Annotated in this window: 16 protein-coding genes and 1 pseudogene; 6 read left to right on the forward strand and 11 right to left on the reverse strand. The window is 69.3% G+C overall.

All coding sequences use genetic code 11. The annotated features are described in order from the left end of the window. Window positions 1-255: 255 nt before the first annotated feature. On the reverse strand, window positions 256-1,350 hold the full coding sequence (locus tag ABZ851_RS14850) for an NAD-dependent epimerase/dehydratase family protein (RefSeq protein WP_361126530.1): 1,095 nt from the start codon (window positions 1,348-1,350) through the stop codon (window positions 256-258). Between the two features lie 233 nt (window positions 1,351-1,583). Between ABZ851_RS14850 and ABZ851_RS14855 the strand changes: the two genes are divergently transcribed. The 4 genes from ABZ851_RS14855 to ABZ851_RS14870 all read left to right on the forward strand — a co-directional run bounded on the left by ABZ851_RS14855 (window position 1,584) and on the right by ABZ851_RS14870 (window position 5,675). Continuing rightward, window positions 1,584-2,417, forward strand: a complete 834-nt coding sequence (locus ABZ851_RS14855; protein ID WP_361126533.1) for an MBL fold metallo-hydrolase — start codon at window positions 1,584-1,586, stop codon at window positions 2,415-2,417. 142 nt (window positions 2,418-2,559) lie between these two features. Further along, complete coding sequence (locus tag ABZ851_RS14860) at window positions 2,560-2,856, forward strand: DUF892 family protein (RefSeq protein ID WP_361126536.1); 297 nt, start codon at window positions 2,560-2,562, stop codon at window positions 2,854-2,856. 3 nt (window positions 2,857-2,859) lie between these two features. Continuing rightward, window positions 2,860-3,429, forward strand: coding sequence for a hemerythrin domain-containing protein (locus tag ABZ851_RS14865; RefSeq protein ID WP_361126539.1), 570 nt, complete (start codon window positions 2,860-2,862; stop codon window positions 3,427-3,429). A 593-nt stretch (window positions 3,430-4,022) separates the two neighbouring features. Next, window positions 4,023-5,675, forward strand: coding sequence for a cytochrome bc complex cytochrome b subunit (locus ABZ851_RS14870; protein ID WP_361126542.1), 1,653 nt, complete (start codon window positions 4,023-4,025; stop codon window positions 5,673-5,675). A gap of 54 nt (window positions 5,676-5,729) precedes the next feature. On the opposite strand, the gene ABZ851_RS14875 is transcribed toward ABZ851_RS14870, so the two are convergent. The 8 genes from ABZ851_RS14875 to ABZ851_RS14910 all read right to left on the reverse strand — a co-directional run bounded on the left by ABZ851_RS14875 (window position 5,730) and on the right by ABZ851_RS14910 (window position 18,026). Beyond that, the gene (locus tag ABZ851_RS14875) at window positions 5,730-6,119 is read right to left on the reverse strand and encodes a cytochrome c oxidase subunit 4 (protein WP_361126545.1); all 390 of its coding nucleotides are present in this window, start codon (window positions 6,117-6,119) and stop codon (window positions 5,730-5,732) included. Continuing rightward, window positions 6,116-7,834, reverse strand: a complete 1,719-nt coding sequence (gene ctaD, locus ABZ851_RS14880; protein ID WP_361126548.1) for a cytochrome c oxidase subunit I — start codon at window positions 7,832-7,834, stop codon at window positions 6,116-6,118. The genes ABZ851_RS14875 and ctaD overlap by 4 nt, the downstream gene beginning before the upstream one ends. A gap of 317 nt (window positions 7,835-8,151) precedes the next feature. Then, window positions 8,152-8,796 (reverse strand): diguanylate cyclase, encoded by a 645-nt coding sequence (locus tag ABZ851_RS14885; protein WP_361126551.1) that lies wholly within the window; start codon window positions 8,794-8,796, stop codon window positions 8,152-8,154. A 338-nt stretch (window positions 8,797-9,134) separates the two neighbouring features. After that, window positions 9,135-10,154: an SDR family oxidoreductase gene (locus ABZ851_RS14890; protein WP_361126554.1), complete on the reverse strand. Its 1,020-nt coding sequence runs from the start codon at window positions 10,152-10,154 to the stop codon at window positions 9,135-9,137. Window positions 10,155-10,174: 20 nt separating this feature from the next. Beyond that, window positions 10,175-11,989, reverse strand: coding sequence for a glycoside hydrolase family 15 protein (locus tag ABZ851_RS14895; protein ID WP_361126557.1), 1,815 nt, complete (start codon window positions 11,987-11,989; stop codon window positions 10,175-10,177). A gap of 13 nt (window positions 11,990-12,002) precedes the next feature. Continuing rightward, window positions 12,003-13,127 (reverse strand): enolase C-terminal domain-like protein, encoded by a 1,125-nt coding sequence (locus tag ABZ851_RS14900; RefSeq protein ID WP_361126560.1) that lies wholly within the window; start codon window positions 13,125-13,127, stop codon window positions 12,003-12,005. A gap of 2 nt (window positions 13,128-13,129) precedes the next feature. Continuing rightward, window positions 13,130-14,929 carry a thiamine pyrophosphate-requiring protein gene (locus tag ABZ851_RS14905; RefSeq protein ID WP_361126563.1) on the reverse strand — a complete coding sequence of 600 codons (1,800 nt, stop codon included), beginning with the start codon at window positions 14,927-14,929 and terminating at the stop codon, window positions 13,130-13,132. A 19-nt stretch (window positions 14,930-14,948) separates the two neighbouring features. Beyond that, window positions 14,949-18,026, reverse strand: coding sequence for an FAD-linked oxidase C-terminal domain-containing protein (locus ABZ851_RS14910; RefSeq protein WP_361126566.1), 3,078 nt, complete (start codon window positions 18,024-18,026; stop codon window positions 14,949-14,951). A 120-nt stretch (window positions 18,027-18,146) separates the two neighbouring features. Here ABZ851_RS14910 and ABZ851_RS14915 point away from each other — a divergent pair. After that, window positions 18,147-18,629: pseudogene (locus ABZ851_RS14915) on the forward strand (catalase); the annotation flags it as partial. 321 nt (window positions 18,630-18,950) lie between these two features. After that, window positions 18,951-19,472: a DUF1772 domain-containing protein gene (locus ABZ851_RS14920; RefSeq protein WP_361126569.1), complete on the forward strand. Its 522-nt coding sequence runs from the start codon at window positions 18,951-18,953 to the stop codon at window positions 19,470-19,472. Between the two features lie 98 nt (window positions 19,473-19,570). Here the strand turns inward: ABZ851_RS14920 and ABZ851_RS14925 are convergent, their stop codons facing one another. Together ABZ851_RS14925 and ABZ851_RS14930 are read right to left on the reverse strand one after the other, a co-directional pair. Next, window positions 19,571-20,140 (reverse strand): isochorismatase family cysteine hydrolase, encoded by a 570-nt coding sequence (locus tag ABZ851_RS14925; protein WP_361126572.1) that lies wholly within the window; start codon window positions 20,138-20,140, stop codon window positions 19,571-19,573. 472 nt (window positions 20,141-20,612) lie between these two features. Then, entirely contained in the window at window positions 20,613-21,965 is a 1,353-nt protein-coding gene (locus ABZ851_RS14930) for a cytochrome P450 (RefSeq protein WP_361126575.1), read from the reverse strand. Between the last annotated feature and the right edge of the window lie 62 nt (window positions 21,966-22,027).

Here is a 22,027-nt window from a genome sequence, read left to right on the forward strand (position 1 = left end):
ACCCGGCTCGAATTGACGACGCGGGCCGGGTCGGCAACGCCCCCCGATGTAGCGAGACACGTCCGACGTAGCGAGAGTCGCGCTGCTCCAGCCGGGCAGCCGGCCGGGTCCTTGGCGGCGCTCCGGGAGGAAGACGTCCTCGGCGGTGTGGCTTCGTCGGCCCTGTGCCCGCCGGGTAGCTGCGGCGCCCGTTCAGAAAGGCGCGAACGAGGCACTTCGGCTAGACCGGCTCAGGGTTGGAGTGCCGCTCCTTCCTCAGGGGCGTTGCCCGACTCCTGTGACCAGTTCTCTGGCCCGGCCGGCGTGCAGCTGTGGGGTCAGCGGGGCCGTGTCCGCTCCGGCAACCTCTTGCAGTCCGTGCAGGAACTCGGTGATGGCCTCGGTCGCGCTGTACCGTGGAGTCCATTCGAGTTCGGTGCGGGCCCGGGTGGTGTCCAGCAGCGGCAGTCGCAGCACCGCGTCGAACAGCTGCGGGGAGGCAGGGATGAGATGCAGGTGCCACGCCGCGGCGAGGGCGTGGCGCAGCGGTGGCAAGGGGAGGTGCACAGCGCGGGCGTGCAGGAGATCGGCGAGTTCCTTGGCATCGATGACCGGGTCGGCGGCGAGGTTGAAGGCTCCGTGGACCGGGCGTAGCAGCGCGCGGCGGTAGGCGTCGGCTGCGTCGTCGGTGTGCAGGGCCTGGAATCGCAGGCCGGGGACATCAGGAAGAGCCGGGATCAGAGCGCTGCGGGCCAGCCGCTGGGGAAGCAGGGGCCCGGCGAACAGCCGGCGCTGCTCGGAGGCCGACTCGCGCTTGAAGAGAAAGCCGGGGCGCATCCGCACCACCCGCACTGAGGGGTGTCGCTGTTCGAAGGCATCAAGCACCCGCTCCAGGTAGGCCTTCTCCCGGCAGTAAGCTGCCTCGGGCCAGCCGTGGGTGGGCCAGGACTCGTTGACGTACCTGTCCTTCGGCCCGGGCGAGTAGGCGCCCACCGACGATGCGTAGATGAGGACCGGCACCTTGGCAGCCGCCACCGCCTCGAAGGCCCGCATGCTCCCCGACACATTAGTGCGCCAGGTGATCACGGGCTCATGCGTGGGCTGGAAGAGCCAGGCAAGGTGGATCACCGCGTCCGCGCCCCGGAAGTGGCCTTCGAGGCCGTCCTCCGGGTCACCTACATCCACGCACGACCACCGGGTCTTGGCGACCGGCAGATCGCAGGGCCGCCGGGCCAGGCCGAGGACGGATCCGACGGCGGGGTCCTCGCTCAGTGCCCGTACGACGCTGGTGCCGACGTTGCCCGTAGCCCCGACGACAACCACCTTCAGACCGGAGGCACCGCTCTCCTTGCCGTGGGGATCGTCCACCATGACGGCCTCCCTTCGCAGCCCAGCGGCCGCCGGTGCGGTCTTCGGGGCCCCGGTGACCTCGACGGCGAAGACGCTCGTTGATACAGGTTCGCCCTTCTCCAACGGTCCCACCGCTGGTCATGCGATGCGACCCCGCACGTGAGCGGCGCATGGGCGTCAGCGGTCCGCAGAAGCGACAATGGGAGAGTGCCGACGTCGGACGCCTCGCGTGCTCGTACCCCGAGGAGGACCGGATGACGGATCCATCGGGCGACTCGGTCACCCTCCGTTTCATCGGCAACGCCACGACCTTGCTGTCCTTCGGCGACCTCACCTTGCTGACCGACCCCAACTTTCTGCACCGCGGACAGTACGCATATCTCGGCTACGGCCTAGTCAGCCGTCGCCTCACCGAACCCGTCCTCAACGTCGACGAATTGCCGGGCCTCGACGCGATAGTGCTCTCCCACCTGCATGGCGACCATTGGGACCGAACCGCGCGGCGCCACCTCGACAAATCGCTTCCGGTCATCACCACACCGCACGCCTCGCGGCGCTTGCACGGCCTCCATCGCTTCTCCCGCACCGTGGGGCTCCGCACCTGGCAGGACCATACGCTGGTCAGCAAAGACACCCAGGTAAGGATCACAGCGCTGCCGGGCCGCCACGCCAAGGGCGCGCTGAGATTCCTGCTTCCACCGGTGATGGGGAGTTTGCTGGAGTTCGGCCCTGCCGGGGGGCCGGTACGCTTCCGGCTGTACATCACCGGGGACACCCTTTTGTACGACGGGCTCGCTGAGATATGCAGCCGTTACCCGCATCTGGACCTGACCGTTCTCCATCTTGGGGGCACACTTCTGCCGGGCGGATTCATGGTGACCATGGACGGTGCCCAGGGCGCTGAACTCGCCTCCCGTCTCCCGACGAGCAAAGCGATGCCCATCCACTACGACGACTACACCGCGTTCTCTTCACCGCTCGAGGACTTCCTCGCCGAGGCCCGGAAACACGATGTGGCCGACCGGATCGTGCGCTGCGAGCGCGGCGCGGCCCTCTCCGTGGCTCCTGGAGAAACAGCGGCTTCGTAACACTCGTCCGCACCTGGGTACTGGGAGTGTCGACCAATTCCCGCGGTGTGCCCGAAGGGCAGATAGCTTTCAGCGCGCCCGACGCGGCGCGTTACTCCAAGATGGCAATGATGTGCGAGACCGTCCGGGAGAGTGGTGGGCCATGAGCGGCAGAACGGCAGGAGGTCAGTACCTGCGGCACCTCAAGGAGACCCGGCTTGTGGAGCGGCTGATCGCGACCGCCCTGGGCTCCCTCACCGCCTCGGCCCGTGCACCGGGACTCAGGAAGCCGCTGGAGAAGCACCGCGAGGCGACACGTCGGCGCATCGCCGCGTTGGGCAGTCGGCTGCACGCGCACCACGAGCAGCCGTCGTTCGTGAAGGACATGACCCTGCGGCCCGCCGGCGTCATGGCGGCGCTTCCGGTGGATCCGCGCCGCACCTACGCGAAGGTACGCTGACCGATGGCAGCCGCCCCGGACGTCATAGCGGAACTCACCGCCGATCATCGCGCGGTGCAGCGGTTGTTCGACCGCATCCGCGCCGCAGAACCGGGAAGTGCCACTCGCAAGGCCCTCGTCGAGCAGGTGTCCGCGGCGTTGGTCCGGCACTCCGTCGTGGAGAAGGAGTACCTGTACCCCGCCGTACGGGACTATGTGGCGCACGGGGGGCGGTGGGCCGAGAAGGAGCTTTCCGACCATGAGCGCATCGAGGAGCTGCTGCACGACCTGGAGCAGCGGGAGCCGCAGGACGAGGACTTCACGGTCTTGCTCCTGACCCTGTCGACCCGGGTGACCAGCCACATCCTCGACGAGGAACAACGGCTCTTCCCGCGGTTGCAGGCCACCTGCCCCGCGGACACCCGGCAGGAGCTCGGGGAGAAGGTCCGGCGGGCGAGGAACAGCGCCCCGACCCGGCCCCGGCCGAACGCCCCGCACTCCGCCCAGGCCACCCGTGCGGTGAGCCCCGGCCTCGGCCTGCTGGATGGCGTACGGGACTTCCTCACCCGGCGGGGCCGCACCGGGCGCTCCTGACCGGCCGCCCCGACAGTCCTTCCTGACCGCGGGAGATGCCCATGCCGACCGAAGAGCCACCACGCGACAGAGCGTCCTCCGCCGGAGGGCGGCACCGGCCTGCCCCGCGTCGGCCGCCGGGCGCGCCCGGACGGCCATGTGCCGCAAAGCGGCGCGCAGGTGAGTGGCATCGGACCCCACCCCGTTTGGCGGCGTCGTAAAGGTGTTACGGCTAGGCGGTGCGCTCGTGGTGTGCGTCGAGAAAGGGCTCGTGTGATGACCGGGCAGCATCCGGACCAAAGACGGTTCCCGGTCCGCCGGGACCCGGTTGGCGGACCCTGCGAGGCTGCGGAGCGGTTGTCCCGAAGGCGGCCACCCTGGTCCGGGCGGAACTCGATCGGGCGAGGAACGAGCTGACCGAAACGAGGCGCCGGCGCCAAGGACTCCTGCCCCCTGACCGGACGGCCGACTGAGCCCGTACGCGGAGCGCGGCGGGTGGCGGCCGTTGAGGCGAGTTCGATGGGCCGCGCGCGGTACGGGCATCCGCCGGGCGTGCTTGTCGGTGCGGCGCCGCCCCAGGGAGGCACCCCCTAAGGGCGAAGAGGGAGTGGAGCATGCTGTTCCAGAAGCAGAAGGCCCGGCTTGCGGCACAGGGCCGCCAGGCGGCGGTCACCAGCTACAGCGCGTTGGACCGCCGGGCGCCGGTCTCCGAATTGGCGAAGGAACTGCTGCGCAAGGCCTTTCCGGACCACTGGTCCTTCCTCCTGGGGGAAATCGCGCTGTACAGCCTCGTGGTGCTGGTGCTGACCGGAAGCTACCTGACGCTGTATTTCGAACCCAGCATGAGTCAGCGCACGTACCACGGTGCGTTTCGCCCGCTGGATGGGCTCATGATGACGGACGCCTATGCGTCGACCCTCGACATCAGCTTCGACGTCCGGGGCGGGCTGCTGATCCGGCAGATGCACCACTGGGCGGCCCTGGTTTTCGTGGCCGCGCTGGGCGTCCACATGCTGCGGGTGTTCTTCACCGGGGCCTTCCGCCGCCCCCGTGAATTGAACTGGATGATCGGAGTGACGCTCTTCCTGCTGGCCTTGCTGGAGGGTTTCTGTGGCTATTCCCTCCCCGACGACCTGCTGTCCGGGACGGGCCTGCGGACCGCGAACACCATTGTGCTGTCCCTCCCCGTCGTGGGGACGTATCTGAGCTATTTCCTGTGGGGCGGGTCGTTCCCCGGACACATCCTGATCCCCCGGCTGTACACGGTGCATGTGCTGTTCGTGCCGGGCATTCTGATCGCGTTGCTCGGTGCGCATCTGGTGATGGTCGTCTACCTGAAGCACACTCAGTGGTCGGCCCGGGGGAGGACCAATCGGAACGCCGTGGGCCAGCCCATGTTCCCGCAATTCACCGCGAAGTCCAGCGGCCTGTGCCTGATGGTCTTCGGGGTGGTGGCCGGGCTGGCGGCGGTGGCCCAGATCAATCCGGTGTGGGACTACGGTCCTTATGTGGCGGACCAGGCGTCCACCGATGCCCAGCCGGACTGGTACGTGGGCTTCCTCGAAGGGGCGCTTCGGCTGATGCCCCCCTGGGAGACCAACGTGGCGGGGCACACCATCATGTGGAACGTCTTCCTCCCGGCGGTGGTACTGCCCGGTCTGCTCTTCCTGGTGCTCTACCTCTACCCGTACTTCGAGAAGTGGGTGACGGGTGACCTGGTGGAGCACCACCTCTGCGACCGGCCGCGTGATCGTCCCACCCGTACGGGCCTGGGGGTCGCGGCGATCGTCTTCTACGCCGTGTTGCTGGTGGCAGGCGGCAATGACGTGGTGGCCGCGGTCTTCGAGGTGTCGGTCGAGGTGCTGACCTGGGTCTTCCGGATTGCGGTGGTCCTCGGCCCGATCCTCGCGTTCCTGATCACCAAACGCTTCTGCCTGGCCCTGCAGGCCCATGACCGCCAGCTGCTGGAGGAGGGCGAGGAGACCGGTCAGGTCAGCCAGAACGTCTACGGCGGGATCGGGGAGAGGCACCTCCCGCTGGATACCGAGCAGCGCTACCGCCTGCTGGTGAGGGACGTGCCCGAGCCGCTGGAGCATCCGGGGCATCGGGCACCGCGACGGAAGCGGCTGCGCGCCGCGCTGAGCGCCTGGTACTACCGCGACCGGGTCGACATGCCGGCCACAGCGGAGGAGCGCCTCCAAATCTCTGGCAGGACGATGGACCCGGTAGCCGGTGCGGGCCGCGGCGGAGAGGAAGAGAGCTCCTAGGAGGAATCCTTGGCGGCTCCTCCTCGCGTCGCCCCCCTGGCCCGGCGGGCGCGTTCAGTCGTCGCGGCGGGCGAATTCGAAGACCATTGCGAAGACCGCGGCCGCGGTCACGCCGAGGCCGATGAGGATCAGCCACACCGCGTAGACGAGGCCCAGGGCGAGCAGTGCCACGCCCAGTGCGACCACGATCGGGTAGCCGCTGTGCGGCGGGAAGAAGTCCAGTGGGCCGCTGCGCTCGTGGATCTGCGATTCCTTCCGGTCCTCTGGGCGTTCGCCCTTGCGGCGGTAGTTCATGGCGCAGAAGAATGAGATGACGACCGCCATGAAGCAGGACACCGTGAGCGCGGCAACGCCGGCCGGTTCCCGGGCGAGCCAGATGTACACCGCATCGGTGAGCAGGAAGAAAAGGGCCACCCCCGCGAACAGATACGCCTCGGTTTTCATTTCTGTTTGTCCCCCAAGGTGTCCGGCGTCGGTTCCGACGCTCCGCGTTCACTCGGGGCGAGTTCGAGATACTGGGGGTGGTGGAGGTCGAACGCGGGCGAGTCGGAGCGGATCCTGGGCAGCGCCACGAAGTTGTGCCGGGGCGGCGGACACGAGGTGGCCCACTCCAGCGACCGTCCGAATCCCCAGGGATCGTCAACCTGCACTGTGGGCGCGTATTTGGCGGTTTTCCAGACGTTGTAGAGGAAGGGAAGCGTCGAAAGACCCAGCAGGAACGCACCGATCGAGGAAATGGTGTTCAGGAGGGTGAAGCCGTCGGCGGCGAGATAGTCGGCGTAGCGGCGCGGCATTCCCATCTCCCCGAGCCAGTGGTGGACGAGGAAGGTGGTCTGGAAGCCGACGAACAGCGTCCAGAAGTGAATCCTGCCAAGTCGCTCGTCGAGCATCCGGCCGGTCCATTTCGGCCACCAGAAGTAGAAGCCGCCGAACATCGCGAAGACGATCGTGCCGAACAGTACGTAGTGCAGATGCGCGACGATGAAATATGTGTCGGTGACATGGAAGTCCAGGGGTGGTGAGGCGATCAGTACGCCACTGAGCCCGCCCAGCAGAAAGGTGACCATGAATCCGATGGCCCAGAGCATCGGCGTCTCGAACGAAAGGCTGCCCCGCCACATCGTCCCGATCCAGTTGAAGAACTTCACCCCGGTCGGTGCCGCGATCAGGAAGGACATCAGGGAGAAGAAGGGCAATAGCACCGCGCCCGTGGCGAACATATGATGCGCCCACACCGTGGCGGACAGCATCGTGATCGCGATCGTCGCGCCGACCATACCGACGTACCCGAAGACCGGTTTGCGGCTGAAGACGGGCACGATCTCGGTCACCACGCCGAAGAACGGCAGCGCAACGATGTAGACCTCGGGGTGGCCGAAGAACCAGAAGAGGTGTTGCCACAGCAGTGCCCCGCCATTGGCCGCGTCATAGACGTGCGCGCCCAGCCTCCGGTCGGCCAGGAGCGCGAGGAGTGCGGCGGTGAGCACGGGAAACGCGAGCAGCGCCAGGATGGAGGTGAAGAGGATATTCCAGGTGAAGATTGGCATCCGGAACATCGTCATTCCGGGGGCGCGCAGCGTGATGATGGTGGCGATGAAATTGACCGAGCCGAGGGTGGTGCTGAGGCCGGCGACAACCAGGCCCGCTGCCCAGAGATCGCCGCCGGCGCCCGGCGAGAACACCTCGCTGTTCAACGGTGCGTAGGCGAACCAGCCGAAGGGAGCCGATCCGCCCGGCACGGCGAAACCCGACACCACCATCAGCCCGCCGAAGACGAACAGCCAGTACGTCAGGGCGTTGAGCCGCGGGAAGGCGACGTCGGGTGCGCCGATCTGCAGGGGCATGACGGCATTGGCGAACCCGGCGAACGTCGGGGTGGCGAAGAGCAGCATCATGACCGTGCCGTGAATGGTGAAAAGCTGGTTGTACTGCTGATTACTGACAATCTGCATGCCCGGTCTGGCCAGCTCCGCGCGCATCAGCATCGCCAGAATGCCGGCGAACAGGAAGAAGCCGAAGGAGGTGACGAGATACATATTGCCGATCACCTTGTGATCGGTGGTCGTCATGTATTTCCGGATCGCTTTACCTGCCTTGACGCGCGGATTCTGGGAGGCGTCCTGCGGCTCCCGCCGCCTGTCGTGGTCCAGCTGCGACATCGACCCTCCGAGACACTGGCGGCCGGCGGCGGGTCCCGGCCCACCACCGCGCCTCACTGTGTAGCCGCAACCGTGCGCCGCCAAACCTCGTGTCGACCATCCAGACCCGCGTGTGACGGGCCCCGGCATGCGGCCGTGATGCCGCTCATGGCCTGGGACTGCCCGACCTCAGGCTCACACCAGGACGACCGGCTGTGCCGTCGTGGTCCGTCCTGGGTCTGCTGGAAGTCCCGGGCCCCCGGGCCCCGGTGGCGATCTTCGTGGGGCGGGGAGTTGTTTCGGGCCATCGGGGCGGCCGGTTCGCCCGACGCCGTGGTTCACGATGCCTTCCGGGCCCTGGCCGCCTCGACGCACCGTGTCATCTCTTCGGCGTAAGGGAGAGCGACGCAGGCACCGATGGCGAGACCGAGGCCGGCCAAGTACTTGGCCGACAGGGGGTTTTCCTTGGGGAGCAGCTTCCAGTCGTCGGGATTGTCGCCCCCACGCAGCGTGGCCCGGACCTGGTCCGTGTGCAGACAACACGTGAAAGCCAGCGCCGCGAGCGGCAGGACCTCCAGGAAGCTGTGAATGTGCTGTTCCACCGGGCGGACCTCGCGCTCGTCGGTCGCCATGCTCACGTCCCAGAGCGCCGTGGCTCCATGAGTGATAGCGGCACCCCCCATGACGGAGAGCACGAGCGGATTCACCTTGGCGAGCAGGCCCATCGCCACGGGGACGCCTGCTTCCGTCATCATCAGTGCATGCAGTGCTGACTCACGCGTTCCGGTGGTGTCTTCGATCCGGGTACGCCGGTGCATGATCCAGTCCGCCATTGCCGGCACGAACCACAGGGGCAGGACCCCGTATATGACGAACCGTCGGTTCGCGTCCTCCACATCGAAGGAGTTCGAGGGCACCGGCAGATCGCGTGGACGACGCCACTTCTGCCAGGCACGCAGTACCGGGGTGCGTCGCAGGTTCATTTCTCCTCCAGACTCACTACATCTCCAAGGCTCTGGGCACCCCCCCGCACGCGGCAGCGACTTCGACGGTTCTCGATGCACCACTCACCTCACCACTCCTGCCAGTCGCAGAGCACGGGCCGGGTACCCCCGCCTCGTTCCTCCCACGCACGGACCGCAGCCGGACGGCTCAAACGAACGGCTCGAATGAACGGCCGAAACCGGAAGCCGGCTCCCGGACGCGCCCCCGAGGTGCCCGGCTTGCGGGCTCCGGGAGGCCGGCTTCCTCCCTTCGGCGAGTCTCGTTGTTCCCGTGGTGCACACGCTGATCCAGGCGGGAGTTTGACGACAGGCCCTGGCTAGGAGCCCTCCCGGCGCCGCAGCACCGCCCGGGTCAAGGCGACCGCCCCCAGGCCGAGGCCGAGCAGGGCGCCCGCCACCGGGGCAGGGTGGCGGGCCAGCGCGGTGACGGGCGAGCGGGCGACGGCGTGGTCGTCGAAGGTGCCGTGTGCGCCGTGGTCGTGGCCGTCCTCGCCGTCCATGGGTTCCCAGAGGTTGCTGGGCCGGTGCGCCGGGGCCGGCTCGTCGGTCTGCTGGGAGTCGAACCCGGTGCGGGCGAGATACCGGTCGAGGAGGGCCGGGGCCAGCTTGTTGGCCAGGACGGTGGCGAGGGTCGACGCGCCGATGGCGTACTGCTTGCGGTGGGGGTGGCCGGCCGCGTGGACGATGGCGCGGGCGGCGACCTCCGGTTGGTAGATCGGTGCTACCGGCTGCGGGTGACGGGGGAGCCGGGAGAGCACCCAGGCGAATTGCGGGGTGTTGACCGCGGGCATCTTCACGAGGGTGACGCTGACTTTGCTGCCTTGGTGGAGGAGTTCGGTGCGCAGGGAGGAGGTGAAGCCGTTGATGGCGTGTTTGGCTCCGCAGTAGGCCGACTGCAGTGGCACGGAGCGTTCTCCGAGTGCTGAGCCGACCTGCACGATCGTGCCTCGGTTCCGGGGAAGCATGCGTTGTAGTGCGGCGCGGGTGCCGTTGACGAACCCCAGGTAGGTCACTTCGGTGACCCGCCGGTACTCGTCCGGTTCGATCTCGGTGAACGGGGCGAAGACCGAGACGAAGCCGTTGTTGACCCACACGTCGATGGGGCCGAATGCCTCTTCCGCGGCTTGTGCCGCCGCCTCGACCTGGGCGTGGTCGGCGACATCGGTGGGGATGGCCAGGGCTCGTCCGCCCAGGGCCTCGACCTCGGCCGCGGCCGCGTCCAGACCGGTGGTTCCGCGGGCGAGGAGTACGACGTTCGCACCTCGTTCGGCGAAGAGAAGGGCGGTCGCGCGGCCGATTCCGGCGCTGGCGCCGGTGATGACGACTGTCGGGGGCATGAGCGGTCGGCTTCTTTCGGCTAGGGGGCGGTCTTGGGGGGCCGCGGCGGTTCGGGCAGCGTGGCCTCCGGGCGGGCCAGCCGTGCGGCGGCTTCGAGGAGCAGGGCGTGGACGAATGCCTGGGGCAGATTGCCCAGCAACCGGCGTTGGGCGACGTCGTACTCCTCGGCGTACAGGCCCGGTGCGCCGCAGGCGTCGCGGTTGCGCTCGAACCAGCGGTAGGCGTCGAGTTCGTGGCCTTGCTGGTGTTCGCTGAGCGCGGTGACGAAGCCGCACAGGAGGAACGCGCCTTCGGCCTTGCTGAGGGGGCGGTCGTCGTGCCGGAAGCGGTAGGCGAAGAAGCCGTCGGTCAAGTGGGTGGTGTAGGCGCGGAGGGTGGCCTGGGTGCGGGGGTCGTCGGGCGGCAGCAGGCCTCGCACGGACGGCAGCAGCAACGCAGCGTCGAGCGAAGGGTCGTCGGGGGAGCGCTGCCAGTGGCCGTCGGGGTGCAGGGCGCGTTTTTCAGTGTCGGCGAGGATGGCGTCTGCCAGGCCGGACCAGTCACGGGCGGCCGGGCCGCGAGGGGCTGCGCCGGCCATGCGGCGCAGGCCGGCGGCGCAGATCAGGCGGCTGTGGGTCCAATTGCGGTTGCCCAGTTCCCAGATTCCGGCGTCCGCCTCCCGCCACCGTCGGCGAACGGTGTCCGCGGCGATGCGGGCGGCCGCCCAGCCGTCGTCGTCCAGTCGGCCGTGCTCGGCCGCGGCGGCGAAGAGCAGCAGTGCCTCGCCGAAGCAGTCGAGCTGGAACTGCCGGTTGACGTGGTTGCCGATCCGGTCGAAGCCGCCGGGGTAGCCGGGCAGGTCGAGCGGGTGCTGGTCGGGGACGGGGTGGCCGGTCACGGTGTACGCGGGGCTGAGGCCCGGTCCGTCGGCATGCAGCCGGGCCGTGGTGAAGCGGACCGCGTCATCCAGCAGCGGGCCGGGGGCGGCGGCGGCCACGGCCTGGCCCGCATAGGCCTGATCGCGGATCCAGACGTACCGGTAGTCGTAGTTGCGGCCCTCCTCGGCGCGCTCGGGCAGGCTGGTGGTGGCCGCGGCGACCATCCCGCCCTCGGCGCTCGTCATGCCGCGCAGGAGCGCGTACGACTGCCGGGCATCGCGGACCGCGACGGTGTCGGTGAGAGCGGGGACCGCCGAGGCCCAGGCGCGCTCCGTGGCCGCCCAGGCGCGCCCCGGTTCGACGGCCGGCGTACGCAGCGCTCCGGCGCTCAGCTCCAGTACCAGATCGCGCTGCCGGCCCTCCGCCAGGTTCAGCTCCAGCGTGAACCGGTCGCCGACCTCGTCGTCCGGCCGGGCGTCCTCGGCGCCCGACCACCGCAGTGTCAGGCCGCCCAGCCGTGCCTGCCACTCGCCTTCGGCGCCGCGTCGCACCCCGTGCATCCGCTCCCGCCCATAGGACGCCACCGGATGCAGCACCACCCGCACCCGGGCCGGCCCGTCGGCGGCGACGATGCGCCGCAGCAGTACCAGCCGCCCGCTTTCCCCGGGGAAGGCCAGGGCGTCGCGGCACTCGACGATGCCGCTGCGCGTCACCCACCGGCTGCGCCAGATCAACGAACCGTCCTCGTACGCGCCTCCGGGCACGAAGGGTTCCGCCGGGGTGACGGCGTACAACCCACCGCCTCCGATGAGCGTGGCGAACACCGCGTCGTCATGCCATCGCGGCGCACACATCCAGCAGATTTCGCCGCGTGGACCGACCAGCGCGCCGCGCTCGCCGTCAGCCAGCAGCGCATAACTGCCCAAGTCCTGCGGCGGATAGCGGGGGTCTTCGCCGGGCCGGTGGTTTGTGGTCATCGTCGTCGCGCCCTCAGGCGATGCGGTACGGGTCGGCACGGTCGGCGCACAGCGTAAGCCCATGGCCGGGCGACCGGTCGTCGCCCGGCCGGACGGTCCCGCCCGCCGGATCGAGAACGCCGCTGAAGAACAGGTTCTCGATGCGCACATGGTCGTGGAACCACTCCAGGTGCCGCAGATTGGGGACCGAGGCGGCCGCATGGGTGTGGACATGCGGTGCGCAGTGGCCGGAGATCTGGAGACCGGCCGCCTCGGCCAGCGCTGCGGTCCGCAGCCAGACGGTCAGGCCGCCGCAGCGGGTGGCGTCGGCCTGCAGACAGTCCACGGCACCGGCCTGGAGGAGGTGCCAGAAGTACGGCAGCGTGTAGCCGTACTCCCCGGCCGTCACCTCGGCCGCGACGCCGGCCCGGACCTGTGCCAGGCCGGCCGTGTCGTCGGAGGAGACCGGCTCCTCGAACCAGGTGACGCCGTGCGTGTCGAGGTACGGGCCGAGCCGGATGGCCTGCTTACAGGAGAAGGCACCGTTGGCGTCGACATACAGCTCCGTGGCGTCGCCGATGCTCCGGCGGGCGAGCGCGATGCGCCGTCGATCGCGTGGCTCCGCGGTACCCCACGACTCACCGATCTTGATCTTGACCCGCGGAATGCCCTGCTCCGCGACCCAGGTGCGCAGCTGCCGGTCCTGCTGCTGGTCGTCGTACGTGGTGAAGCCGCCGCTGCCGTACACGGGTACGTCGGTGCGGCTCGCCCCCAGCAGCCCGACGAGCGGCAGCTCAAGCAGCCGTGCCTTGAGGTCCCACAGGGCGATGTCAACGGCCGAGATGGCGCCGGCGACCAGGCCGGGCCGCCCGTCATTGCGCACCGCACGGGACATCGCCTCGTTGACGCCGGGCACATCCAGCGCGCAGCGGTCGGTCACGAGGCCGGCCAGTTGCTCGTCGATGACCTGGGCGGTGGCCGCGGCTCCGTAGGTGTAGCCCAGGCCCATCGTGCCGCCGGAGCGGACCTGCGCCACGACCATCGTGGTGGAGTCCCAGGCCAGCGTGCCGTCGCCCTCGGGGGCATCGGTCGGAACGTGGTAGACCGAGGTGGTGACCGAGTCGACAACGGGGTCCGCGCCCCCTGGGAGGTGACTCACCGTCAGTCCTGGTGATGCTTCCGGCCCGGGAGAAACTCCTGGACCTTGGCCTTCAAGCCCTGCTTGACCATCGCCGTACGGTCGCTGTCGCCCTTGAGGACCGCGCTGGTCGCGGCTTCGATCTGCTCGAGGCTGGCGTGTGGGGGAATCGGCGGGACGGCGGGGTCGGTGCGGAAGTCGATGACGAAGGGCCGGTCGGCGGTGAGTGCCTGGCGCCAGGCGTCTGTCACGTCGCCGGGCTTCTCCACCCGGACGCCGCCGAGCCCGATGGACCGCGCGAAGTCGGCGTAGGGCACGTCCGGGAGCGACTGCGAGGCGAGGAACTGCGGGGCGCCGGACATCGCACGCAGCTCCCACGTCACCTGGTTGAGATCCTGGTTGTTCAGCACGGCGACGATCAGCCGTGGATCGCTCCACTCCTGCCAGTACTTGGCCGCCGTGATGAGCTCTGCCAGGCCGTTCATCTGCATCGCGCCGTCCCCGACGAGGGCCAGCGCCGGCCGGTCCGGGTGGGCGAACTTCGCGCCGATGACGTACGGCACACCAGGCCCCATGGTGGCGAGCGTTCCGGACAGGGAACCGCGCATGGTGCCGCGCATCCGCAGGTGGCGGGCGTACCAGTTGGCGGCCGAGCCGGAGTCCGCGGCCAGGATGACATCCTCCGGCAGCAGCGGATCCAGTGCGTGCACGACATATTCCGGGTTGATCGGCTCGGCCTCCACGGCGGCCCGCCGCTCCATCACCTCCCACCAGCGCGCCGTGTCCTTGGCGATCTTCTTGCGCCACTCACCGTGCTTCTTCCGCTTGAGCTGGGGCAGCAGCCGTTGCAGGGTCGCCCGGGCGTCGCCGACGAGATTGACCTCGAACGGGTAGCGCATCCCGACCATGTGCGGATCGATGTCGATCTGCACCGCCCGCGCCTGGTCCAGCTCGGGCATGAACTGCGTGTAGGGGAAGCTCGACCCGACGACGAGCAGCGTGTCGCAGTCCTGCATCAGCTCGTACGAGGGGCGGGTGCCCAGCAGGCCGATGGCGCCGGTGACATATGGCAGGTCGTCGGGGAGCGCGTCCTTGCCCAGCAGCGCCTTGGCCACGCCCGCGCTGAGCACATCTGCGACCTGCTCCACCTCCGCACGCGCACCGCGGGCACCTTGCCCGATCAGGATGGCGACCTTCTCTCCGGCGTTGAGGACGTCGGCGGCGCGGGCGAGGTCGTCCTCCGTGGGCACGGGTGCGTACGAAGCGATGCCGAGGCTGGAAGGGACCATCTTGAAGTCGTGGGTGGGCGGCGAGTAGTCCAGTTCCTGGACGTCCGCGGGCACGATCACCGCGGTCACCGTCCGCCGGCCGTAGGCGGTACGCATCGCCCGGTCGATGGCGTTCGGCAGCTGCTCGGGGACGGTCACCATCTCGCAAAAGTCGGAGGCGACGTCCTTGTACAGGCTCTGCAGATCGACTTCCTGCTGGTAGGAGCCACCCATCGCGCTGCGGTTGGTCTGGCCTACGATCGCCACGACCGGCACGTGGTCGAGCTTGGCGTCGTAGAGGCCGTTGAGCAGATGGATCGCGCCGGGCCCGGAGGTGGCCGCGCAGACACCGACCTTGCCGGAGAACTTCGCGTACCCGACGGCCTGGAAGGCTGCCATCTCCTCGTGCCGCGCCTGGATGAACTTCGGCTTGTTCTCCGCGCGTTCCCAGGCAGCAAGCAGCCCGTTGATGCCGTCACCGGCATAGGCGAAGACATGCTCGACGTCCCACTCGCGCAGGCGCTCAAGGATGTAGTCGGAGACCTTGTTCGACACGGAAACTCCTTTTTCCAGGTCAGGTGCGTCGTCGCACGAACGCCGCGCCCACCGCGATCGCCGTCGCGCCCGCGGCAGCGAGGGCTGCCGCGGTGACCAGGCGGGCGTCGCGGACATCGGGGTGCGGGCGGTCGGCGAGCCGTTCCGGATAGTGGGCGGGGGAGGGGCCGTCAAGGGCGAGCGCCAGCGCTTCGGCCAGGTGCAGTGCGGCCCGGCCGGTGCTGCCGTGGGCGATCTGGGTGCGGCAGCTGAAGCCGTCGGCCAGAACCAGCGCGCCGGGCGACGCCTCGCGCACGGCGGGCAGTACTCCCAGTTCCCCGATGTCCATCGACAGGTCGTAGTGGCCGCGTTCGAAGCCGAAGTTGCCCGCCAGGCCACAACAGCCGGCGTCCAGCACCTCGGCCTCCAGCCCGGCCTGGCGCATCAGCTCCCGGTCGGCGTCATCCTTGAGCACGGCATGCTGGTGGCAGTGGGGCTGGACCACCGCCGTCCGGGCCACCTGTGGTGGTCGCCAGCCCTCGGGGGCGTGATGCACGAGCTGTTCGGCGAGCGTGCGGACCTGCCCGGCCAGCCGTTGGACATCCAGATTCCCCGGGAACAGCTCCGGCGCATCGGCACGGAAGACCGCGGTGCACGAGGGCTCCAGCGCGACGACCGGGGTGCCCGCCTCCAGCCACGGGCTCAGCACCTCGAGGGTCCGGCGCAGCACTCGCTTCGCCGTGTTCAGCTGCCCGGTGGAAATCCACGTAAGCCCACAGCACACGCTCCGCTCGGGGACGGCGACCCGGAAGCCCGCGTCCTCCAGGACGCGCACCGCGGACTTGGCGACGTTCGGATGGAGGTGATTGCTGAACGTGTCCGGCCAGAGCACCACCGTCCGTGGATCCGTGGGGTCCGGCTGCGGCACGCCCCGGGACCGGAACCACTCGGCGAAGCTCTGCTCGGCGAAGGCGGGCGCTTCCCGCTCCGCCGCCACGCCCGCCGCCCGCTTGCCCAGCCGCGCCAGCCCCGGTGCGTGCAGTGCCGCATTGACCAGGCGCGGGGCCGCGCGGGCCAGCCGGGCCCACAACGGCAGCCAGCCCAGCGCATAGTGCGCGGCCGGACGCAGCCGACCGGCGTAGTGGTGCGAGAGGAACTCGGCCTTGTACGTCGCCATGTCGACGCCGGTGGGGCAGTCGGACTTGCATCCCTTGCAGGCCAGACACAGATCGAGCGCGTCGCGCACCTCCGTCGAGCGCCAGCCATCGGGAACGGCCGAATCGGGATGGCCGTCGAGCATCTCGAACAGCAGCCGCGCCCGGCCCCGGGTCGAATGCTCCTCCTCGCCGGTGGCCCGGTAGGACGGACACATCACCCCGCCGCTGTGGGACCGGCAATTGCCGATGCCCACGCAGCGCAGCACCGCGCGGCGGAAGGAATGCTCGTCCTCGGGGTAGCCGAAGTGCGTAGCGGGATCCGCAGGGCGCCAGGCAGCCCCCAGCCGGAGCCCCTCGTCGACCCGGCGCGGGGCGACGACCTTGCCGGGGTTCATCCGGTTGTCCGGGTCGAACAGCGCCTTGAACTCCCCGAACGCGGCCACCAGGCGCTCCCCGAACATCGTCGGCAACAGCTCGCCGCGCGCCTGCCCGTCGCCATGCTCCCCCGAGAGCGACCCGCCGTACGACACCACCAGTTCGGCGGCGCGCAGCAGGAACCGGCGGAAGTCGGCCACGCCGTCGGCGCTCTTCAGATCGAAGGGGATACGGGTGTGCACACAGCCCTGGCCGAAGTGGCCGTAGAGGGAGGGGTGGTCGTAGCCGAACTCACCGAAGAGCCTTTTCAGGTCGCGAAGGTAGTCCCCGAGTCGCTCCGGCGGAACGGCCGAGTCCTCCCAGCCCTCCCAGGTCTCGCGGTCGTCGGGCGGCCGCGCGGTCACCCCCAGACCCGCCTCGCGCGCCCTGAGCATCTGCTGCTCGCGCTGCGGATCGTCGGAGAACACCACCGACGGGTCGTCCGCGTCGCGCCCCAGCGCCCGCAGCAGATCGCGGCCCTGCTGGTCGACGTCCGCCACGGTCTCCCCGCTGAACTGCACCAGGAGCCAGCTGTCGCCCTCCGGGAGCCGCTCCAGCGAGTCCAGATAGGCGCCCTCTTCCCGCATCAGCTGCGCCATCCGCCCGTCCAGCGCCTCCAGCTGCGTGGGACGGCACGACTCCAGCAGGCGCGGCACCTCGTCCGCCGCGGTACAGATGTCGCGGTAGCCGAGCACCACCATCGACTCGCACGCCGGCACCGGGACGAGATCCAGCTCGGCCCGCAGCACGGTGACGAGCGTGCCCTCGCTGCCCACCAGGGCGCGGGCAAGATCGAAGCCGTTCTCCGGAAGCAGTGAGTCGAGGTTGTAGCCCGACACCCGCCGCGGAATCTTCGGAAAGCCCCGGCGGACGTCACCCCGATAGCGGCCGATGAGCTCGCGCGCTCCCGCATACAGCTCCGCACGCCGGCCCCCGGAGGCCACGGCCCTTTCGTACTCTTCGTCCGAGGTGGGCCCGACCCACATCCGGACGCCGTCGTAGGTGAGGACCTCCAGCCGCCGCACATTGTCCACGGTCTTGCCGTACGCCTGCGCCGAGGCCCCACACGCATTGTTGCCGATCATCCCGCCCAGCGAACAGTGGCTGTGCGTCGAGGGCTTGGGGCCGAACTTCAGCCCCACATCGGCAAGTTGCCGATTGAGCTCGTCCAGGACGATGCCCGGCTCGACCACACAGGTGCGCCGCTCCGCATCTAACGACACCAAGCGGTTGCAGTACTTCGTCCAGTCGATGACGACGGCGGTATTGGTGCACTGCCCACCCAGGCTGGTCCCGCCGCCCCGGGAGAGCACCGGCGCCCCGTACTCCGCACACACCGCGACCGCCGCTGCCCCGGCCTCGACGCTCCGGGGCACCACCACCCCGATGGGCACCTGCCGGTAATTCGAACCGTCGGTGGAGTAGGCACCCAGGCTCCCCGCGTCGAAACGGACCTCGCCTTCGACCCGCTCCGACAGAGCCCGCCGCAGGGCTTCGGTCCGCAGCCCCGAGGCTCCGCCGTCTGCGGTGCCTGCGTCGTGTCCCATCGCCCCACCTTCCGCCGGTCCGCATGCTGTGGGCAGCCACAGGACACGGGTTCCCCCGAGGGGGCACGGCTAACGCGAGGGCCGGCGTGGATTGCTCCAGGTGGCCTGTAGCCGCCGCCGGTGGACGAGCCCACCGAGGTGCGCGGTCCGCTGCCCCGCAAGCCGGACCAGGAGGGGCCGGAGACCGTGGGCCCCACCGGCCAGGCCACTGGTGCGGACCGAGCCGCGATGGCGCAGGCCGGCCCGTTCCTGACCACCGCCCAGGGCGACCGGCTGCACGACACCAACCACTCCCTCAAGGCGGGCCCCCGCGGACCGGTGCTGCTGCAAGACCACCACCTGCGGGAGAAGATCACCCACTTCGACCACGAACGGATCCCCGAGCGGGTGGTCCACGCCCGCGGTGCGGCCGCGCGCGGAGTCTTCCGCGCCTACGGCACCGCGGCGAAGATCACCGAAGCGGCGTTCCTTGCCGAGGGCGTCGAAACGCCGGTGTTCGTGCGGTTCTCCACGGTGCTGGGATCGAGGGGCTCGGCCGACACGGTCCGCGACACCCGCGGCTTCGCCACGAAGTTCTACACGGCCGAGGGCACCTTCGACCTTGCCAGTAGTCGCCGGACCGCAGCAAGAGGCACGCAGGGCGTACGAAACGGGGGACAGCGGGCGACAGCGGCCGTCCGTGCTCAGATGGAGTTCGGCGGTGAACCCGCCGCGCGAGCGCGAACCAGGCCCTCACTTGCCATAAGAGACGTTTCTGGATGCCAGAAGATCAAGGTCTTGGACTTATAGCGGGTAGCCCGCAACCCTTGCCTTCATGGGAGTGCCGCCGAACACCGCGCTGGTGGCAGCCCCGGCACCCGGCTCATCACCTACCTGAGCCGATCACACGCGCCCCCAAGAGCCAACGCACTGGAGCCGACGAATATGCGCATCAGACTCGTCCACGGACTCGCCCTGCTCTCCGCCGGTCTCCTCGCCGGCGCGTTTGGCTACGGAGCGGCCAATCTCGTCCCCACCTTCGATGCCGTACCGCTCGGCATGCGGCTGTCGTTCCATGCCGAACTGATGAAGATGAACGGCATCACCATGCAGGCGGCGATGGGCACGGCGTTCCTCAGTTCCCTGACACTCGCCGTCCTGACACGCGGCGGCGCCCGTCTGATCGCGGGTGCGGCAAGTCTGCTGACGCTCGCCTCCTTCCTGATAACCCGGCTGGGCAACGTGCCGATCAACGGCCGCATCAAGCGATGGGCGGTTACCTCAGCCCCGGCCGAGCACGCAGAGATCCTGGGGCGCTGGGAGTTGTTCAACAACATGCGCACGCTCACCGCCCTCGCAGCCTTTGGCCTGCTGATCGTCCTCGCCGTCCGCGGGCTACGTCCGGTCACCCGCCCCGAACATGATCGGGCGGCCGTCGCTGCGTCATCCGCGAGCCGCAGCCGTTAGCGTCCGCCTGCCAGAGCGGTGGCAGGTTGAGGCTGGAGGGGGCCGACGCCGTGGCGATGGTCGCGTACGGGCGGTCAGGCACGTGCCGGTGTCCAGCGCTATTCCAGCGTCGTGGTCCGTACACACGCAGCGAGTTGGCCCATCACCTGGTCGGCGGTGACGAGTTGCCCGGTGCCGATCAGGCGGCGGGCGACGACGAGCCCGGCGTCGTGGACGTCCGGGCCGGCGTCGCTTGCGGAGGCGTCGGTGACGATCCAGGGCGCGTAGCCGTGCTCGAAGGCGTCGGCGGCGGACTTCAGCACGCAGCTCTCGGTGGCGATCCCGCAGAAGACCAGGTCGGTCCAGCCTGCCTGGCGAATGAGCTCGGCAGCATCGGGGGTGAAGAGCGTGTACCCGGTCTTGTCGATGACCGCGTGGGCGTGGTCGGCGGCTTCGGCGAGGTCCGGGACGAGGTCCGTCTCGGGGGGCTCCTGGAGACGGTCCCATCGGAGGAACCGCTCGTACGGGCTGGCCGGATAGTTGAAGTAGCGGGTGAAGATCACGGGCCGGTCGGCGGCGGACCATCGGGCCACCAAGTCGCACACGGCGGGCACCGCATCACGGCTGTGGTGGTTCACGAAGCCGTTCTGCATGTCGATCACGACCAGCGCCGCGTTGCCGATGTCCATTCGCTGCCTCTCCTGCCCCGTATCCTCAGCCAACGCTCTCACGCAGAGCGTCGTGTGCGGCGCGCGGTCTCTCGGCCAGTCCGCTCGAAGAACGCCACGCCTGGTTGATCGCCGCCGACGCCATGAAATGGTCGAAGTCGGACGCAGCCATGCCGAAGTACGTATGAGGAAGGCACTGAGTTGGCGGGCCGCAGCGTGAGGGCCTGTGGTGCGTATTGCCCCCAGGGGTGGAGGGAGGGGCGGGCCTCGGCAGCATGAATGATGGCGTTGCATGGCGTGACCAGATCACAGCGTTGCGGCGTCGTGGCCGTGAATGACCGGTGGGCATGCCGCCGAAGTCATGCGGGGCGGCATCCGGAAGGAGACCGTCGGGGCCCCGGCCGCCACCGGCAGGCTCCGCCCTGCCGTCGGGGCAGGGGCGGTGCTGCTGTCACCTTTGTCGCTGGTGCGCCGGTGACGGCCTGCCGCGGTGTCACCTCACTTCGCGAGGAACGACTCTCATCAGGAGGTTGGCGGGGTGGTTGGTAGATGTCATGACTCCCCGCACCTGCGCCTCCGGGAGCGGCTCCAGACGCCACCGGCGCGCCAGGGTCGCGACCACCGTGGTCATTTCCGCGCGCGCGAACGCTTCACCGATACACCTGTGCCGTCCGGCGCCGAAGGGAAGGAACGCGCCGCGGGGAGCGGCCTTCTGGCCGGGCAGCCAGCGGTCGGGATGGAACGTCAAGGGGTCGTGGAAGTGGTGCGGGCTCCGGTGCAGGACGAGGGCGCTGAACATGAACTCGGCACCTGGAGGAAACCGGTAGCCCGCGAGTTCGACCTCCGTGGTCGCTCGTCGCATCGTGACGCCTCCGGGGTTGCGCATGCGCAGCGACTCCTCCACCACCCGCCGCGTATACGGGAGATGGCCGAGGTGTTCGAACGAAGGCGCCTCTCCGCTCCTCGTCCGCAGCTCCTCGTGGAGCTCCCGGTCGACGGCGGGGTGCCGGCCCAGCTCGTGGAAGAGCCATGCCAGCCCGCCTGCCACTGTCTCCGTGCCGGCGACCAACAGGGTGATGAGCTCGTCGTAGACCTGTTGGTCGGTCATGGTGTTGCCGCTGTCGGTGTCCTGGGCCTGCAGGAGCATCGACAGCAGGTCCGGCTGCTCGGCGGCGAGGCGGGTGCGCCGGGTGCGGATGAGGTGGTCGATGGCCCGGCGCAGCCGGTCGTGTGCGGCCGCAAGGCGGCGGTTGCCAGGCGTGGGGAGCTTCTGCCAAAGGCCGGTCGGATCGATGGCCCGGTTGTACACGCCGCGGAGCACGACGGGCACGTCGTGGCGGATGTCCGCGGCGATGTGCTCGTCGAGTGCGGTCGAGAACAGCGTGGAGGTGACGATGGCGAGGGAGAGGTCCATCATTTCCTGGGTGACGTCGACGACCTGTCCGGCCTGCCAGGAGGCGACTCGTTCTTCGGCCAGCCGCGCCATGACTCGCGCGTAGTGATCGATCTGCCGGTGATGGAAGGCGGGCTGCATCAGGCGCCGCTGGCGGAGGTGGAAGGGCCCTTCGGAGGTGGCGAGGCCCTCGCCGAGGTAGTCGCGGAGCTTCTCGAAGGAGCGGCCCTTTGCGAAGTGGCCGGCCTCGGCGACCATCACCCGGTCGACGACCTCAGGTCCGGCGAGGACGTAGGTCGGTGTGGGGCCCAGGTAGACGGCAACGATCTGGTCGTACGCGGTGAGGGAATCGAGGAATTCCAGGGGACGCCGCCACATTTCGAGTGCGTGGCCGATCAGCGGAAGGCGTCCGGGAGCGGTGGGAGGAGCCGTGCGGCGAGCAGCGGTGGCCATATGTGCCTTCCTTTGGCCGCGGGCCCGTGGCTGTCCGGCGACCGAGTAGTACTCCCCGGGAC

Source organism: Streptomyces sp. NPDC047049, assembly GCF_040643995.1.
Lineage (GTDB): Bacteria > Actinomycetota > Actinomycetes > Streptomycetales > Streptomycetaceae > Streptomyces > Streptomyces mooreae.